This window comes from Rhodococcus sp. 008, from assembly GCF_001682295.1.
Lineage (GTDB): Bacteria > Actinomycetota > Actinomycetes > Mycobacteriales > Mycobacteriaceae > Rhodococcus_F > Rhodococcus_F qingshengii.
The window spans coordinates 5,566,925-5,583,105 of record NZ_CP012749.1 but is presented as its reverse complement, the minus strand read 5'-3'; the positions used below and the strand labels follow the sequence as shown (position 1 = coordinate 5,583,105).

The 16,181-nt window shown below is 63.4% G+C and carries 16 protein-coding genes; 10 read left to right on the top strand and 6 right to left on the bottom strand.

All coding sequences use genetic code 11. The features are described from left to right. Positions 1-145 precede the first annotated feature (145 nt). Positions 146-526 (top strand): PPOX class F420-dependent oxidoreductase, encoded by a 381-nt coding sequence (locus AOT96_RS25850; RefSeq protein ID WP_065352483.1) that lies wholly within the window; start codon positions 146-148, stop codon positions 524-526. 7 nt (positions 527-533) lie between these two features. Here AOT96_RS25850 and AOT96_RS25845 read toward each other — a convergent pair whose 3' ends face one another. From AOT96_RS25845 to AOT96_RS25830, 4 genes are read right to left on the bottom strand one after another with little or no spacing between them, the layout of a single operon-like run. Beyond that, a complete protein-coding gene (locus AOT96_RS25845; protein ID WP_065352482.1) occupies positions 534-1,439 on the bottom strand; it encodes a TIGR01777 family oxidoreductase in 906 nt (301 codons plus the stop codon). Then, positions 1,439-2,797: a metallopeptidase TldD-related protein gene (locus AOT96_RS25840; protein WP_065352481.1), complete on the bottom strand. Its 1,359-nt coding sequence runs from the start codon at positions 2,795-2,797 to the stop codon at positions 1,439-1,441. Before AOT96_RS25840 ends, AOT96_RS25845 begins: the two co-directional genes overlap by 1 nt. Beyond that, positions 2,794-4,314: a TldD/PmbA family protein gene (locus tag AOT96_RS25835; protein ID WP_003944822.1), complete on the bottom strand. Its 1,521-nt coding sequence runs from the start codon at positions 4,312-4,314 to the stop codon at positions 2,794-2,796. The genes AOT96_RS25840 and AOT96_RS25835 overlap by 4 nt, the downstream gene beginning before the upstream one ends. A 30-nt stretch (positions 4,315-4,344) precedes the next feature. Then, positions 4,345-5,112, bottom strand: a complete 768-nt coding sequence (locus tag AOT96_RS25830) for a TSUP family transporter (RefSeq protein WP_030536361.1) — start codon at positions 5,110-5,112, stop codon at positions 4,345-4,347. A 38-nt stretch (positions 5,113-5,150) separates the two neighbouring features. On the opposite strand from AOT96_RS25830, the gene AOT96_RS25825 reads away from it, so the two are divergent. Together AOT96_RS25825 and AOT96_RS25820 are read left to right on the top strand one after the other, a co-directional pair. Next, positions 5,151-6,314 carry a sensor histidine kinase gene (locus AOT96_RS25825; protein WP_063316393.1) on the top strand — a complete coding sequence of 388 codons (1,164 nt, stop codon included), beginning with the start codon at positions 5,151-5,153 and terminating at the stop codon, positions 6,312-6,314. A 57-nt stretch (positions 6,315-6,371) separates the two neighbouring features. After that, on the top strand, positions 6,372-7,031 hold the full coding sequence (locus AOT96_RS25820) for a response regulator (protein ID WP_003945024.1): 660 nt from the start codon (positions 6,372-6,374) through the stop codon (positions 7,029-7,031). Between the two features lie 37 nt (positions 7,032-7,068). Here the strand turns inward: AOT96_RS25820 and AOT96_RS25815 are convergent, their stop codons facing one another. Then, entirely contained in the window at positions 7,069-7,728 is a 660-nt protein-coding gene (locus AOT96_RS25815; RefSeq protein ID WP_007729826.1) for a hypothetical protein, read from the bottom strand. A 250-nt stretch (positions 7,729-7,978) separates the two neighbouring features. Between AOT96_RS25815 and AOT96_RS25810 the strand changes: the two genes are divergently transcribed. The 6 genes from AOT96_RS25810 (at position 7,979) to AOT96_RS25785 (ending at position 14,680) form a co-directional block, all read left to right on the top strand. After that, entirely contained in the window at positions 7,979-8,539 is a 561-nt protein-coding gene (locus AOT96_RS25810; protein ID WP_003944915.1) for an FxsA family protein, read from the top strand. Positions 8,540-8,551: 12 nt separating this feature from the next. Next, on the top strand, positions 8,552-10,186 hold the full coding sequence (locus AOT96_RS25805; RefSeq protein ID WP_065352480.1) for an amidohydrolase: 1,635 nt from the start codon (positions 8,552-8,554) through the stop codon (positions 10,184-10,186). A gap of 37 nt (positions 10,187-10,223) precedes the next feature. Continuing rightward, positions 10,224-11,792 carry an apolipoprotein N-acyltransferase gene (lnt, locus tag AOT96_RS25800; protein WP_030536364.1) on the top strand — a complete coding sequence of 523 codons (1,569 nt, stop codon included), beginning with the start codon at positions 10,224-10,226 and terminating at the stop codon, positions 11,790-11,792. 92 nt (positions 11,793-11,884) lie between these two features. Next, positions 11,885-12,715 carry a hypothetical protein gene (locus tag AOT96_RS25795; protein ID WP_047270554.1) on the top strand — a complete coding sequence of 277 codons (831 nt, stop codon included), beginning with the start codon at positions 11,885-11,887 and terminating at the stop codon, positions 12,713-12,715. 136 nt (positions 12,716-12,851) lie between these two features. After that, positions 12,852-13,505, top strand: coding sequence for a hypothetical protein (locus AOT96_RS25790; RefSeq protein WP_228232700.1), 654 nt, complete (start codon positions 12,852-12,854; stop codon positions 13,503-13,505). After that, positions 13,502-14,680 carry a PrsW family intramembrane metalloprotease gene (locus tag AOT96_RS25785; RefSeq protein WP_003944910.1) on the top strand — a complete coding sequence of 393 codons (1,179 nt, stop codon included), beginning with the start codon at positions 13,502-13,504 and terminating at the stop codon, positions 14,678-14,680. Before AOT96_RS25790 ends, AOT96_RS25785 begins: the two co-directional genes overlap by 4 nt. Before the next feature lie 429 nt (positions 14,681-15,109). On the opposite strand, the gene AOT96_RS25780 is transcribed toward AOT96_RS25785, so the two are convergent. Continuing rightward, positions 15,110-15,448 carry an RNA polymerase-binding protein RbpA gene (locus tag AOT96_RS25780; RefSeq protein ID WP_003944971.1) on the bottom strand — a complete coding sequence of 113 codons (339 nt, stop codon included), beginning with the start codon at positions 15,446-15,448 and terminating at the stop codon, positions 15,110-15,112. A 189-nt stretch (positions 15,449-15,637) separates the two neighbouring features. Here AOT96_RS25780 and AOT96_RS25775 point away from each other — a divergent pair, with 189 nt between their 5' ends. Next, positions 15,638-15,994, top strand: a complete 357-nt coding sequence (locus tag AOT96_RS25775; RefSeq protein ID WP_042450945.1) for a hypothetical protein — start codon at positions 15,638-15,640, stop codon at positions 15,992-15,994. The last annotated feature ends 187 nt before the right edge of the window (positions 15,995-16,181 follow it).

Here is a 16,181-nt window from a genome sequence, read left to right as displayed (position 1 = left end):
GGGGACGAAACGGCGTGTCCGACGTCAAGAAGAACCGGATAAAACGTGCATAAGTGGCACTTCCTGGGTGGTACTGATGAGTCGCCAGATAGTCGCGGAAACCTGTCGATGTTCAGCGAGAGGCGCTCGCACCTATCCTCGAGGAGTGAACCCCGACTTCAAGCGCGTCTCCGAGGCCAAGTACGTCCTACTCACGACCTTCCGCAAGGATGGAACTCCGGTGGCGACTCCACTCTGGGCCGCGCCGGACGGCGACAAGCTCCTGATGTGGACCGTCACCGATTCCTACAAGGTCAAGCGCATCAGGCGAAACCCGTCGGTCACCGTCGCCGCGTGTGACGCTCGGGGAAATCCGAACGGTGAACCGGTGGCCGCCGTCGCCGAGATCCTCGACGCGCCGGGCACCGATCATGCTCGCGACGCGATAGCACGTCGCTACGGAATCCTCGGCTGGATCACCATGAAAGGCAGTCTCCTGCGCCGCGGCAAGACCGGAACGATCGGACTTGCCATCACTGCAGCCTGACCGCGCGTCAGTTGCCGAGCAGATCGTCCAACGCTGAATCAAACCGCGGATAGGTGAAGGCGAAGCCGTTGTCCGCCAACACTTTCGACACGGCATGGCGACCCGTCAGGCCCAGGGCAGCGTCGCTGCGAAGAAGAAACGCGCCGAATCTGACCATGAAAGCGGGCGTCGGCGGCGCAGGTGGCCGGTGAAGATGCTTGCGCAGCCCGGCCATCAGTTCTGAATTGCGGACGGGATCCGGGGCAGTCGCGATGACCACGCCCGAGGCAGCCGAATCGGGTTCGAGGGCCCAACGAACGATCGACAGCCAGTCGTCGATGTGAATCCAACTGGTCCATTGTCGACCTGACGCAACGCGTCCGCCCAGACCGAGACGTACGAGCAACAGCAGTCGCTCGAGCGCCGGTGTGCCCTTCTCCAATACGACGCTGGTTCGCAGGATCACTACTCGTGACGTGTTTGCTCCCTCGACCGCGGCCTCCCAGTCCTTTGCGACGTCGGTCATCTGAGGTGGTCCGTCAGCGAGTGGGGAAGCCTCGTCGAGTCGGGTCTCTCCGGCGTCGCCGTAGATTGCGAGCGTGCTCGCCTGGATCCACACCGGAACAGGGTGCGCCAGTAGTTTCGACGCTTCGACCAGCGCGCGGGTCGGATCGACTCGGGAGTTGGTGAGCAGTGCGATGTTTGCCGGGGTGGGTCGGCGATCGACCAACTCGCCGGCAAGGTTGATCACAGCGGCGCCGTCGAGTTCGCGTGCCCAGTCGCCCACCGTGACGCCGTCCCACTGAACCTGCCTGTGCCTGCCGGGTTTCGGTGAGCGAGTCAGGACCACGACGTCATATCCGCGGTCCGCGAGATCGTCGCTGATTCGGCGGCCGAGAGCGCCGGTGCCGCCGGCGATCACGACCTTCGTCATCACTGCGCCTGGCTGACCGAGGACATGTGGAAGTCGGGAATGCGCATCGGCGGCATGGCCGTGCGGGTGAACCAATCTTTCCACTCCCGGGGAAGCGTGATCTCGGTGCGTCCAGCCTCGGTGACCCGCCGCAGGAGATCGAGCGGACTCTCGTTGAAACGGAAGTTGTTGACGGCGCCGACGATCTTGCCGTCCTCGATCAAATACACCCCGTCACGGGTGAGTCCGGTCAACAGCAGCGTCGTGGGATCGACCTCACGGATGTACCAGAGGGTTGTGAGCAGTAGACCCTTCTCGGTACCTGCGATCATGTCCTCGATCGAGGTGTCTTCACCACCGGTCAGGATGAGATTGTCGCCGGGAACTGCGACAGGTCGACCGAATTCTCGTGCAGCGTGGCGCGGGTACGCCAGCGCATTGACGACGCCGTCTCGGACCCAGTCGACGGGTTCGATCTCCATACCGTTGTCGAACAGTGAGACGGATTCACTCGACGACGTCGTGATCACGAACGGCGCGGATTGCAAGCCCTCGGCGCCGGGGTCGGAGGTGAGTGTCAGTGGCAATCCGAGCTTCTCGCCGATCCGGGTTCCACCGGTGGTGGACAGTGCGGTGTGGCCTTCTTCGGCGCCGCGACCCTCCATGGTCCACATCAGATAGATCATCAGGTCCGCCACAGCAGACGGCGGAAGAATTGTCTCGTAGCGGCCGGCAGGCAGACTGACGGAGTTACCCGCCCAGTCGAGTCGAGTGGTCAACTGCGACAAGAGCTTCGGTATCGAGATATCGCTGAAATCGACAGTTCCGGATCCGACCCAGGCGCTGGCGTCGCCGCGCTTGCCGTTGATCTCCACGGAGCCGGTGGCCTGAGCCGTTCTACGTCGCACGCCCGTCGAAGTGCCGAGCCAGGTGGTGTGCAACTGGTGGTGAGCGAAGCCGAACAACTGGTCGCCGCCGTCGAAGGCCGTGGACAGGTCGGCAGCCAACGGCGCAAAGACACCGATGTCGGTCAGGGCGGCCGGCAGGTCCCAGTCGGTCTCTGCCGCCGACTGCGTGATCAGGTCGGACGCGTCGTCAGCCGGAGTGGCTGTGCGAGCAGCTGCCTCGCTTGCCTGTACGAGCGCGGAAATCTGCTCCGGATCGACACTGCTGGAACTGACAGTGCCCACCTTCGCGATGTCACCCTCGCGCACGATCGAGATCACCGTCCACGTCCGGGACAGCGAAACTCCGTTGGTGGTCATCGAATTGTTGGCCCACCGCAGCGACGCCTCACTCGCATCGGTCACGATCACCAACGATTCGTCTACCGTCCTCGCGGCCAATGCACGCTCGACGACCTGCTGCGGATCGATCACTGCTGAGCCTCCGAACGAGTATTGAGGATGTTGACTCCGCGGAACAGAGCGGACGGGCAGCCGTGGCTGACCGCCGCAACCTGACCGGGTTGCGCCTTGCCGCAGTTGAACGCGCCCTGCAGGCGCCAGGTCGACTCACCGCCAACGGCTTCCATCGAGCCCCAGAAATCCGTCGTCGTCGCCTGATACGCCACGTCGCGCACCTGACCGTCGAGCTTTCCGTCACGGATCTTGAAGAACCGCTGACCGGTGAACTGAAAGTTGTAGCGCTGCATGTCGATCGACCAGGACTTGTCACCGACGACGTAGATGCCGTTCTCGACTCGCGAGATCAGGTCTGCGGTCGAGGTGTCCGTAGAAGGGTCGGGGGAGAGCGAGACGTTGGCCATTCGCTGGATGGGAACGTGATGTGCGGAGTCGGCGTACGAGCAACCGTTGGAACGCGTCAGCCCCAGCCTCGGCGCGAACACGCGGTCTAGTTGATACCCGACCAGTGTTCCCTCTGCCACCAGATCCCACCGTTGAGAGGCGACGCCGTCGTCGTCGAATCCGACGCTGGCCAGGCCGTGCTCTTCGTTTCGGTCGGCGGTCACGTGCATGAGTGGCGTTCCGTATTTCAGCGTTCCCAGCTTGTCCGGCGTCGCGAACGACGTACCGGCGTAGGCCGCTTCGTAGCCGATCGCGCGGTCGTATTCGGTGGCGTGTCCGATGGATTCGTGGATCGTGAGCCACAGATTGGTCGGATCGATCACGAGGTCGGTCGGACCTGCTTCGACGGTCGGTGCCTTGGTCTTCTCGGCCAGCCACTCCGGGATCTGCGCGAGCTCATCGCCCCAGTTCCATGTGCTCTCCGCCCCGAGGTACTCCCATCCGCGGCCTACCGGCGGCGCCAAGGTGCGCATCGATTCGAAGCTGCCGGCCGACTTGTCGACGGCGGTCGCCTCGAACTCGGGGTGCAGACGCACCCGTTGCTGGGTGATCGACGAACCGGCCAGATCCGCGTAGAAGGTCTGCTCCTTGACCTGGAGGACACTCGCCGTTACGTGATCCACGCCGTCGGCGGCTTGAAGCCGTCCGGAGTAGTCGACCAGCAGGCCTACCTTCTCGGCCGTCGGTGTCGCGAAGGGATCTTCGAGGTACGGCGACACCCACGTCGCGTCGGCGTAGACGGGCTCGTCGGCGAGGGTGACCGGATCCCGATTGAGCGAGCGCAATGCCTTCGCAACCTCGACCGCTTGGCGTGCCAGCGCAGCAGCGACATCGGGGGACACCTCGGCGTGCGAGGCGAATCCCCACGTGCCGTCGACGATCACACGGACGGCGACCCCGATCTCGTCTCCGTCGGACACCGCCTGAACTACGCCGTCGCGCAAGCGGATCGACTGTGTGAGCACGCGGTGGACACGAACATCGGCGTGCTGGGCGCCGGCCGTTCTCGCTGCCGACAGCGCCGCATCAGCGACAGCTCGCAGCGGGAGGGCGAGGAAATCTGCATCGACATCTCGGGTGACGGTCACGCACACGACGCTAGCCGACGACCGCCGATCTCAGCCGAACTGCTGCCATCCGAGGCGAATCACCATGGCGATCACGACCACCAACAGCGTGATCCGCACGAATCCGGATCCCTTGCTCAGCGCCATCCGCGAACCGATGACCGCGCCGAGAACGTTGCACACCGCCATCGCCAAACCCAAACTCCACCAGACATGCCCGGTGACGGCGAAGTAGGCGAGCGCGCCGAAATTGGAACCGAGATTGATCACCTTCGCCATCGCTGCGCTCCGAACGAATTCGGTTCCGAGGAAGGTCGCGAAGCTGATGATGAGGAAGGTGCCGGTGCCGGGTCCGAGCAGACCGTCGTAGAGGCCGATGAGTCCGGCGGAGAGCAGCAGGACGAGGACGGTCTTGCGCTGCGTCGGACGATGGGTCGCGATCGTGGTGCCCAGCGTCGGACGCATGGTCACGAAGACGGCGACGGCGACGAGGACGACCATCACGATCGGAATGAAGTACTTCTTGTCGATCAGCGAAACGGCCGCCGCCCCGCACGCGGCCGTCACCGCAGCCAACGCGGCTGCCGGCGCCATCTGCCGCCACTCCATCGGGATTCGACGGGAGAACGTGTACACCGCAGCACTCGTCCCGGTGAATGCCGTCAATTTATTGGTGGCCAGTGCCGCCTGTGGGGTCAATTGCGGGGCGACCAGAAAGAGCGCCGGCAACAGAATCAATCCACCGCCGCCGACCACGGCGTCGACCCAACCCGCCGCCGTCGCTGCCGTCATCAGCAGTCCCCAATCAGCAATATCCACGGCGGTGACTCTTTCACAGCTGTGACACTCTTGAGCACATGCGGAGGTTCAGCCTGTGGCTGCGAGGAAAGCCGATGATCGCGGACAGCGCGCTGGCGCTCGTGTTCTTCGCGCTCGAGGTAGTTACGTTCGTCAGTTCGCCGCGTGAGGAGCGGTGGCCTCAGCTCGTCGTCGGATTTCTGATCTGCCTTCCCGTCGTGTGGCGTCGCAAATATCCGCGTGTGTCCGCTGCGTCCATTTTGTCGATGTCGTACTTCGCAACCTTGATGATGTGGGCGACCGGGGATCCGGCTGCGGAACATCCAGGCCTGTTGGCGCTCGGGGTCTCGCTCTACACACTCGTTGCGTATGTCGATCGACGCACCGGGGCGATTTTCGCGTGCTTCCTTGCCCTGGACATGACACTCTCGTTGCTCGTCATCCGCGAAGACGTGATCCTCACGATCATCATTGCGACCCTGCTCTATGCACTGGCCTGGATCACCGCCGAGTTCTTGAGCGCCCGCCGCGCCTACGACGAGGAAGTGGCCGCCAGACTCGAAGTGGCCGAATACGAACGGGATCGGCGTGCCGAGGATGCGGTGGCCACGGAAAGAACCCGAATCGCCCGCGAACTCCACGATGTCGTCGCCCACGCGGTCAGCGTGATGATCGTCCAGGCGGACGGCGCGTCGTATGCGGTCGATTCCAATCCCGCGTTGGCCAAGAAGGCGCTCGGCAACATCTCCAGCACCGGACGCGACGCCCTTGCCGAGCTTCGCCGGACCGTCTCGCTTTTGCGCACCGAGGTCAGTAGCGATTTGATGCCGCAACACGGAACGGCCGGCATCGCCAAGGTCGTCGAGATGATGCGTGCCGCTGGTCTCGGCGTGCGCCTCGAGCTGACCGGCGAGCTCGACGACGTCAGTCCTTCAGTCAGCCTGGGAATTCATCGCCTGGTCCAAGAGTCACTGACCAATGTCCTCCGTCACGCCGGCGCAAATCCGAAGGCACGAGTCACCGTGCGCCGCACCGACACCGCGGTGCTGCTCGAGGTCGTCGACAACGGAACGTCGAGTTCGACCTTCTCCCACGGTTCGGGGAATGGACTGGTCGGAATGCGTGAGCGGGTGGCGGTACTGCACGGGACACTCGAGACCGGACGACGCCCCGACGGCAGTTGGCGTGTGTACGCAGAGCTGCCGCTCGAGATCCACGATTGATACCGGCTCGCCGCAATCGCATTGGCACCGACGTCTCAGGCCCGATAGGTTTACGCCGTGCCCATCACCGTGCTGCTAGTCGACGACCAGGAACTCATGCGGATGGGCCTGAACATGGTGCTCGAAGCACATGAAGACATCTCGGTTATCGGTGAGGCCGGTGACGGAGCCGCGGCGGTCGCAGCGGCGGTGGCGCTGAAGCCTGACGTCGTGTTGATGGATGTGCGGATGCCGATTGTCGACGGGGTGAAAGCGACGGAGCAGATTCTTGCGTCCGGGATCGAATCCAGGGTCCTGGTGATGACGACGTTCGACCTGGACGAACACGCGCTCGGCGCCCTGCGTGCCGGAGCGAGTGGTTTTCTTCTCAAAGACACCCCGCCCGAGGACCTCGTGTCGGCTATCCGCAGCGTGGCAGCCGGTGACGCGGTTGTCTCCCCGAAGGTGACACGTCGTCTGCTGTCGAGGTTCATCGTGGACGGTCCGGCGCCCCGGCGCGATCCGGTGGTTCTCGACGTCCTGACCGAACGCGAACGCGAAGTCCTCGGACACGTGGCCACGGGACTGTCGAACATCGAGATCGCACAGCAGCTGTACCTGTCCGAATCGACGATCAAGTCGCACGTCGGACGCATTCTCACCAAACTCGATCTGCGTGATCGTGTGCAGGCTGTGGTGCTGGCCTACGAGACCGGACTGGTGACTCCGGGCGCGTAGGCCAGCCGCCTGTCAGGGATCGAGCGTTTCGCTCTGCTCAAGCATCAAAAGAGCCCACTGTTGGCAGCACGATGCAGGTCTTCCCGTCTGCGTAATCGACATTGCCGAACAGAGCGGCAAACACCTTGCCGTCACCGGTGTCGACGACCTTCGAGAGCAACGGCGTATCGAGTACGGGCAACTTCTCGTCCAACGGGACGATGCCGCCCTTGAACGTGCCGACGTTGATCCAGGCAACACTCAACCCTGAGGTCTTGGGTATGCCGACGTAACCCGGGATTGCCTGGAAACGGAGATGGTCGGCCTCGACCCACGGCGGCAACGGGAAGTTCGGACCGGCCTGTGCGGAGCTGAGGGTGACGGTGACGGGTTCACCGGCCACGCCACACCCGACCGTCGGTGCGGGGTACATGAACGACTGCGGCTTGGTGACGCCGATGTCCGGGAGATCGAGAGCGGTCGTGATCTGATCAGCGCCTGCCGTGCCGATCAACTGCTGAACAGCAGCAGAGGCTTCGGGGGAGATGGCTGCGGCCTGCGCGATCAGTGCGGCAATTCCTTCGGGTACTACCGGTTCTGCGGCCGCGGTTCCCGCGCTGATCATCGCGCTGCCGGCGGTGAGTGCCACGACTGCGGCAGTGCCGGCGATGGCAGCGGGAATGCGTCGGGCGAGTGTCTTGCCGGGGAGTCGGCTCATGTCGGGCTCCTTCATTTCATGAGGCCGGGAAATGCGGCCCGAAGTGACTTGACCATGCGCAGAGTCTCAACGTCAACTTGAGGTTTAGAATCGTTAGCGGAGCGTTAGTTAACGCCAGGCAAGTCGCACGTGCGTGAGAGAAGGCCAGTGTGACTCACAGCACCCACCTGTTTTGCACCTCTGCGTCGTTGTCGGGAGAAAAACCGGCCCCTCGAGCGTTGAACGAATAGACCGTCTGAAAGGGGACGTCATGATCGCCGCCGTATTTCTCCTCTACGTGATCGTCGAGATCGCAGCCTTGGTCATCGTGGGCAACGCCATCGGTGTCGCCTGGACAGTGCTGCTGTTTCTCGCCGGATCGCTTGTCGGATTGATCCTCATGCGCTCGCAGTGGCGAAGGGTCATGGACGGGTTCCGTAAGGCCACGCGGGGTGAGGGATCGCCGTCACTGGCGGTCGCCGACGGCGCCTTGGTCGCGGCGGGCTCCGCGTTGATGTTCGTACCCGGACTCGTGACTTCGGTTCTGGGCCTGCTGCTTCTGATTCCGCCGACCCGCTGGGCGCTGCGCCCGCTTGCAGTGCTCCTGGCAGGTAAGCGCGCAGCAGCATTTGCCGCCGGTGGTGACGCCTTCGCCGGAACCGTCGGCTACGCGGCGCGGATGCGCGGAAACGGCGAGGTGATCGACGGCGAGATCATCGTCGAGACACCCGAAACCACCGAGTACGTCGCCAGCAACGGCAAGGAACTCGTCCTCGAGGGTGAGATTCTGGACACGGATACACCCACCCGTTCGCGGGGGCCGCAGTACTAACAGGCAGACTGGGTGCTCGTGACTACTCGTCTGCTGGTCAACGGCCGGATCTACAGTTCATTTGCACCTGACGCGACCTCGATCGCCATCACCGACGGCACCGTCGTGTGGGTCGGCGACGAGCGCGCCGGACGGGCGTTGCACCCCGCCGCGGAGATCGAAGACCTGGGTGGTGCGTTTGTCACTCCCGGGTTCGTCGACACCCACGTCCACATCACCGCACTGGGACTCAATCTCGTCGGCCTCGATCTCGTGGGCGCGAACTCTCTGGACGAATGTCTCTCGCGAGTACGAACATTCGCAGCCGCGAACCCCGAAACTGCCCATCCCGACGCAGTCATCTGGGGACACGGTTGGGACGACACCGAGTGGGCCGAGCAGACCCCGCCGTCGACCGCAGATCTCGACGCGGCCGCCCCTGGCCGCAAGGTGTATCTCTCGCGGATCGACGTTCACTCGGCCGCGTGCTCGAGCGCATTGCGCGACGGGATCTCCGGCCTCGCCGACACCGCTGGATACTCAGCCGAAGGCCCGTTGACGTTCGACGCACACCACCTGGCGCGCAATGCCGCTCGGAATCTGCTGACGGAAACTCAGCGCGCGTCTGCTCGTACCGCTGCGCTCGATCTCTGCGCCTCACGCGGAATCGTGGCCGTTCACGAGTGCGGGGGACCGGACATCTCGGGATTGACCGATTTCCAGGAACTGTTGGCCCACGATCACGGCGTGGAGGTTCGGGGCTACTGGGGTGAGCGTGTCGACAGCGAAGAGGATGCTCGCGCGCTCCTCGACAAAACCGGAGCAGACGGACTCGGCGGGGATCTCTTCATCGACGGCTCGCTCGGTTCGCATACCGCGTGGTTGCTCGAACCCTATGCAGACCAACCTGATTCGACGGGCAATGCCTACCTCGACGTCGACGCGATCGCCGCACACATCCGGGCCTGTACCCTCGCGGGCGTCCAGGCCGGGTTCCATGCCATCGGTGACGGCGCCGTCTCGTCGGCAGCTGCCGCGTTCCGCAGGGTCGCCGACGAACTGGGTGGCCCCAAGGTCGCCGCGTTGGGTCACCGCCTCGAGCACGCGGAAATGATGTCTATGGCCGACGCGGAAACCTTTGCCGCCTTGGGTGTCATCGCTAGCGTCCAACCGGTGTTCGACGCACTGTGGGGTGGCGCCGACGGTCTGTACGCCACGCGCCTGGGAGTAGAGCGCGCAGCAGCGTTGAATCCGTTTGCACCTGCTGCCGGTAAGGGTGTCTCGCTCGCATTCAGCTCCGACGCCCCGGTCACCCCCATCGAGCCGTGGGCGATGCTGCGCGCCGCTGTCCAGCACCGCACCGACGGAAGTGGAATCTCGCCGCGTGCGGCCTTCTCCGCGGCAACTCGCGGCGCCTGGCGCGCGGGCGGAGTGCGGGACGGCGCCGCGGGAACCCTCAATCCGGGCGCACCGGCCTCCTACGTGTTGTGGGAGGCAGGCGAACTCGAAGTGAGCGCACCCGCCGACTCGGTTCAGCGATGGTCTACCGATCCGCGCTCGCGCGTACCCGCTCTGCCGAGGCTGGCGGAAGATGCGCCGATTCCGGTCTGCATCAAGTCGGTGCATCGCGGACGCGTCGTCTATCAGCGCGGCTCGTCGAGTGAGTGAGGCCGGCGCAGAGGCGTCTGTCGGTGATCGCTCCCGTGTGAGCGCTGTGCTCACCGGTTCCGCATGGCTACGTTCGCTGTACGCGGCCGCAGGTGGATTCCTGATCTTCGCAGGGTTCCCACCCCGCCCGCTGTGGTTCTTGGCGCCCGTCGGGATCGCTCTTCTGACGTGTGTGTTGACGAACTTCGGGCGCGGCGGACTGCGCCTTCGTGCCGGCTTCGGTTACGGATACTTGGCTGGTCTCGGATTTCTGGTGCCGTTGCTTCCGTGGATCGGTGTGTTCGTAGGTGCGGTCCCGTGGATCGCGTTGGCCGCGGTGGAGTCGTTGTTCATCGGACTGTTCGGGCTGCTTGCGGTTCTGGTGGCGAGGTTGCCATGGGCACCCTTGTGGATTGCTGCGACCTGGACGCTCACCGAGTGGCTTCGTTCCAGCGTTCCTTTCGGCGGATTTCCTTGGGGCAGGCTCGCATTCGGTCAATCCGAAGGGTGGCTCCTCCCTCTTGCGAGTGTCGGCGGTGCGCCGCTGCTCAGCTTCGCGGTGGCCCTGACCGGTACCGGCTTGGCAGCAGTTGCAGTCGCTGTCGCGGCCAAACGATGGGACCGAGGATTCTTCGGAGCTGTTGCCGCTGCCCTCGTGCCCGTGATCATTGCTCTCGCGGTGTCGCCGTTCTTGTCCACCATGGATTCCGGTGATCGAACGATCACCGTCGCCGCCATTCAGGGAAGCGTTCCGAGGTTGGGCTTGGACTTCAACTCGCAACGCAAGCAGGTCCTCGACAACCATGTCGCCGAAACCGTGAAACTTGCTGCCGAGGTGGACGCGGGCCGCGTCGATCAGCCTGACGTCGTGATCTGGCCGGAGAACGCCTCGGACATCGACCCCCTGCGAAACGCCGATGCCGCTGCCGACATCACCCGGGCCTCCGAAGCGATCGGAGCGCCGATTCTTGTCGGCACCGTACTCGTGAATGCCGATCGTACGACTACCAATTCGGTGATCGTGTGGGACGGCGCCAACGGTCCTCAGGAACAGCACGACAAGAAGATCATTCAGCCGTTCGGCGAATACCTGCCCTACCGAAGCTTCTTCCGGAACTTCTCCTCGTACGCCGATCGCGCGGGCAATTTCGTTCCCGGCGAGGGCAACGGCGTTGTCCATGCAGCGGGAGTACCCATCGGTGTCGCGACTTGTTACGAGGTGGCGTTCGACCGGGCGTTCCAGGAATCGGTGCGCAACGGTGCACAGTTGCTGGCGGTACCGACCAACAACGCCACTTTCGGGGACACCGAGATGACCTATCAGCAGCTGGCAATGTCGCGTGTGCGGGCAGTCGAGCACGGCCGCGCCGTCGTTGTCGCCGCAACCAGTGGTGTCAGCGCCATCATCGCTCCCGACGGTGCGGTGACTTCGCAAACCGACCTGTTCGTGCCGGCGGCCCTGGTGGCGAAGGTGCCGCTCTCGACCAGTTCCACCCTTGCCAGCCGAGTAGGTCCGGTGCCGGAGATCGTGCTCAGCATCATCGCGGTCGGCGCGATTGCCATGGCAGTGCTGGCCCGGCGCCGAGATCAGGCTGAGCACTCACCCGAGGAGACTGCGGCAATCTGAGCCGAGCATCGGATATTAGGGCTGCCGATGTTCCGAGGAGCGCCTACGCGGGTACTCGCTGTGCCACCCGTTCCTGCGTAAGGCGGCTTCTTGTGACCGAGCCTGAGAAAACCGAGCCAGACAAGTCCGAGCCCCGGGATGCAGTTCACAAAACCAGTGTCGTCGACGCGGTTCTGCAGTCACCGCTCGCCGGCCTGTCACCGTGGATCTTGCTGTCTTTGCTCTCCGGGCCGGGAAGGTTCGAGGAATCCGCGGCCGCAGCCCTCGGGTTGTCGCTGCTGATCTTGGCGGCCAGTCACCGGCGCGGCGGCACCGTGAAGCTGTTGGAGGTCTTCGACGTCGTGTTCTTCGGCGTTCTGGCGGCCATCGGCCTCCTCGCGTCGGCGAACACGATTCGGTGGTTCGAACTCTGGGGAGGCGAACTGACCAACATCGCGCTGGTGGTCTTTGCCTTCGGATCGATCCTGCTCCGCAATCCTTTCACTTTGCAGTACGCGAAAGAGTCGACGCCTGAAGAGTATTGGACGACGCCACTGTTTCTGCGCATCAACTACGTCATTACGGCGGTGTGGGCTCTCGCCTTCACCTGGTCGGCCGTGGTGGGCCTGTTCGGAGACGCACTGCTGCACGACGGTGACAACTTCTGGACCGGATGGATTCTGCAGTTGCTCGGAACCTTCTTCGCGATCTCCTTCACCGAGTGGTACCCCGAGTATGCGCCGAACAAGGCCGCTCAGGCTCAGGGCCTCGAAACCGAACCACCGCAGTCGATTTTCAGGCTGTTCGACTTTTTGCCGGTGTTCGTAGCCGTGACCGGCATCGCGGGGTTGGTGACCGACTCCGTTTCCGTGACCGCAGGCGTCACGTTGATTCTGGTCGGCGTGTTCGGACATCTGGCGATGCGAAGATTCACAGTCGACTAGGAGCTCTCGGTGATCTCGCGCCTACGGGAACTTGGTGCACGATCGTCTCGATGACCGGCAGGTGCCGGCTGATGCACGGAATTTGTCCGTTTCTGCGATAGTCAGTGCACCTGCCGTGCAATGGAAACGAGGGAAATTGAGCGTTATTTCGAGTACTGCACACAAGCACGAGCCCCTACACGGAAGACGTCCACCAGCGGATCACCGCTTCCTCGGATTCGACACACGAGTCTTCCCACACGCCCTCGCGATCTTGGCGGTGTGGATGCTCTGGACCGTGATCGTGCCCGCCATCGATTCCGCTGTCTCCTCCGAAGATCCAACCGGCGCCGGAGACCGGATGGCCGTGACCGAAACGGTCTCCTTCGCCGTACCTGCGGGCTGGAATGTCGACAGTGGTTTCCGAACCGACCAACATGGCGCGTCCGATTCGCTCCCACGTGTGACGTTGACCGATGGCACCGTCACCGTGAGCGTCGACGCCGACACATTCAGTGGAACTGCCGACGAGCTCCTCTCCCAAACAGATGCCGTGAGTCTTGCGACGAACGGCAGTTCCGTGCTTGCGGTCTCCGGTGCGCGCCAGCCGATCAGCACCGCCGGGGGTCTGAGCGGCGTCCAGGTCAGCTTTGACACTCCGCGGTCCGCCGGATCGGTGACCACATTCGTCGTCGACGGCAAGGGAATTCGGGTACAGGTAGTCGGCCCACCCGATCAGATCGCCGCCCGCAGTCGAGAAATCACCGACATGATCGCCTCTATCGGCACACACGAGGGAGACACCAAGTGAGCACCGATCTCCTCGAAACCCGCTCCCGCGCATTCGATACGACGGCCTGGGGCGAGAAATTTCACTTCTTCCAGCCACGCAACGTCGTGTTCTGGATATACCTGTGGATGTGCGGATTCGGCCTCGTCAAAGGCTGGCAGATGTTTGCTCCCTTCGCCGGATACTTCGGGCGCGCACTCCTCGTTGCCGGCATCGTCGGCGTCATCAGCGCCGCGGTCTGGACATGGTGGTTCCGGCACATCGACCGCTACGAACGCCAACCCGTAGGACTAGTGGTCACCGGCTTCATCTGGGGCGCCACCGCAGCAACATTCACTATCGCAGTACCCGCGAACGGAGCAGTCGGTTCGCTCTACTCGAAGATTTTCGGGCAGGTATGGGCTCAGGACTGGCATGCGGGCCTCTCTGCACCCTTCGTGGAGGAAACCGCCAAAGGCATCGGCATCGTAGTCCTCCTCGCGCTTGCACCACGCCTGGTGCGCACCGCAACCGACGGCCTGCTCCTCGGTGCTTTCATCGGCTTGGGATTTCAGACCAGCGAAGACTTTCTGTACTCGATTGCCGGCGCAACACAGGGCTTCGGCGCCCACCAAACCGACGGCCTGCTCGGTTCCATCGCCACCCGCACCTACTCCGACATCGTCTCTCATCCCCTGTTCACCGCCCTTTTCTGCGCCGGCGTGATCTATCTGATCGGCACCCCGGCCCAGCCCCGGCGGATCGGACGCGGATTGGCGTTGATCGTGGCACCCATCCTGATCCACGGCGTGTGGGATTCCATGCTCGCGATCGCCGGCGGCAGCAGTTCGCTCGTGTTCGTCATCATGATCGGCGACATCGTCTTCGCGTTCACTGCCTTGTGGATCGCGTTCGTCTGGGCGCACCCACGTGAATCCCACTTCGTCCGTGACATTCTCGCCCCGGAAATCGAGTCCGGCGTCCTGACCGACGCCGAGGTGACAGCCGCCGGCGGATGGCGACAACAACGCACTTACGCGAAAGCCGCACCCACTCGCACCGAACGTCGCCAACGACGACATATCGTTCGTGCCGCGCTGGATCTGTGCAGCGACCTAGCTGTCAGCAAGGGCGACGACAGCCCCCAGGTCGTCGAATCACGCAACGAAATCACCCGCCTCCGCCAAGGAACCGCGGCACAGAGCATCACTCGGTGACCGGGAAGTAGCGGAAGAACCGTTCAGCACCGCAAATCATTCACCCACACCCCAGTCGGCCGGGTTGCTTGCCATCGTCACTTGGCAAGCAACCCGGCCGAGTGACTGGGCTACCAGTTCACTCCGTATCGAAGTTTGGTGTACCGAAGTTTGGTGTGTCGCGGGGTGGGGGATACAGCTCACACTGGTGCACGAAGCAGTGCCGATGGTTCTTCAGCGCAAGTCCAGGATTTGCGCACTGTCGGCCCGCGAGTGCGCCTGGATGCTGAATGACGTTGCCCTGAAGTGTCTTTGAGGACCGCGAAGCATCCTGAAGTTGCCACGTCGAAGAAGGGCCGAAGTATGACGTCGACTTGTGAACGATCACTCCCCGAAGAACGAGAAAGACCGCCCGGTGTAGAACCGGACGGTCTTGATCGAAGTGCTAGTTCATGCGCCGCGACGCTTGGCCTTCAGCAAATCGAGACGCTCTTTGAGGAGCTCTTCGAGTTCCTCGACCGAGCGACGCTCGAGCAGCATGTCCCAGTGGGTGCGGGGAGGCTTGACCTTCTTGGCTTCGGGAGCAGTCCCCTCCATGAGGGTGCCTTCGAGGCCGTTTCGGCACAACCAGGTGCCGGGGATCTCGGCTTCGTCCGCGAACGGGATGTCGAAGATCTCGCCGTTCTCGCACTTGTACTTGGCCATACGACGGGGCGCGAGGTCATGGTCACGGTCGGTCTCGTAGCTCACAGCTCCGAGTCGGCTACCTCGAAGTACGCGATCTGCCATGGTGGTGTCCTCTCTTCGTTCGTCACCGCTGGTGGGCGCCCTGACTTGGGGAGTAGACGCTCACACTCATCTACAACGCCACGAGCACCCGATTGGTTCCCGTGTGGCGAGAAGACGCAACCTCTCCATCTTACCGGGTACCGTGCGCGTTCATCGAAGGCGTCCGAATCTCGAGTACAGTGTCGATTCATGGCTGAGAGCACACGCGTCGGATCACCGCAGTCTGCGCGTTCGGGAAACCCGTGTGTGTGGTGTGGTCGAGAGGTCGCGGTGACCGGTGTCGGTCGTCGACGCCGGTACTGCAGCCAGTCTTGTCGACAGCGTGCGTACGAGCAGCGCAATGCCGTCAAGGGCACGTCGATCCCGGCTGACGCCGTCATCTTGACCGCAGTCGAAGCGGTCGAACTCGTGGATCGGATGTTCGAGGTCCGATGCGCTGCCGAAGATGTGGCGACAGCAGTTGCCGAGGGCGCAGAGAGTTCAGAGCTCACACAGTTGTGTGAACGGTTGACCGAGCTTGCCCGCGAAGCCGAACGTTTCCGGTAGAGCAGGTGTGGGCAACCGGTTTCTAGCCTTGCGTCGAGCACTGCAACACTGCGGTGCTCCTGACGCCTGACGACGACAAATTTTGATCCTGAGTTCGGACCTTCGGGGAGGTTCGGACTTCGAAGCGACCCTTCGTCGAGGTCGATGACATTCGGCTGCGCTCTCGCAGGATCGCCACATGGTTTCC

What these genes read in the sequence shown, in the direction of transcription:
- AOT96_RS25825 (WP_063316393.1), top strand. Translation starts at nt 5,151, where the DNA reads ATGCGGAGGTTCAGCCTGTGGCTGCGAGGAAAGCCGATGATCGCGGAC.
- AOT96_RS25775 (WP_042450945.1), top strand. Translation starts at nt 15,638, where the DNA reads ATGGCTGAGAGCACACGCGTCGGATCACCGCAGTCTGCGCGTTCGGGA.
- AOT96_RS25815 (WP_007729826.1), bottom strand. Translation starts at nt 7,728, where the DNA reads ATGAGCCGACTCCCCGGCAAGACACTCGCCCGACGCATTCCCGCTGCC.
- AOT96_RS25845 (WP_065352482.1), bottom strand. Translation starts at nt 1,439, where the DNA reads ATGACGAAGGTCGTGATCGCCGGCGGCACCGGCGCTCTCGGCCGCCGA.
- AOT96_RS25780 (WP_003944971.1), bottom strand. Translation starts at nt 15,448, where the DNA reads ATGGCAGATCGCGTACTTCGAGGTAGCCGACTCGGAGCTGTGAGCTAC.
- AOT96_RS25810 (WP_003944915.1), top strand. Translation starts at nt 7,979, where the DNA reads ATGATCGCCGCCGTATTTCTCCTCTACGTGATCGTCGAGATCGCAGCC.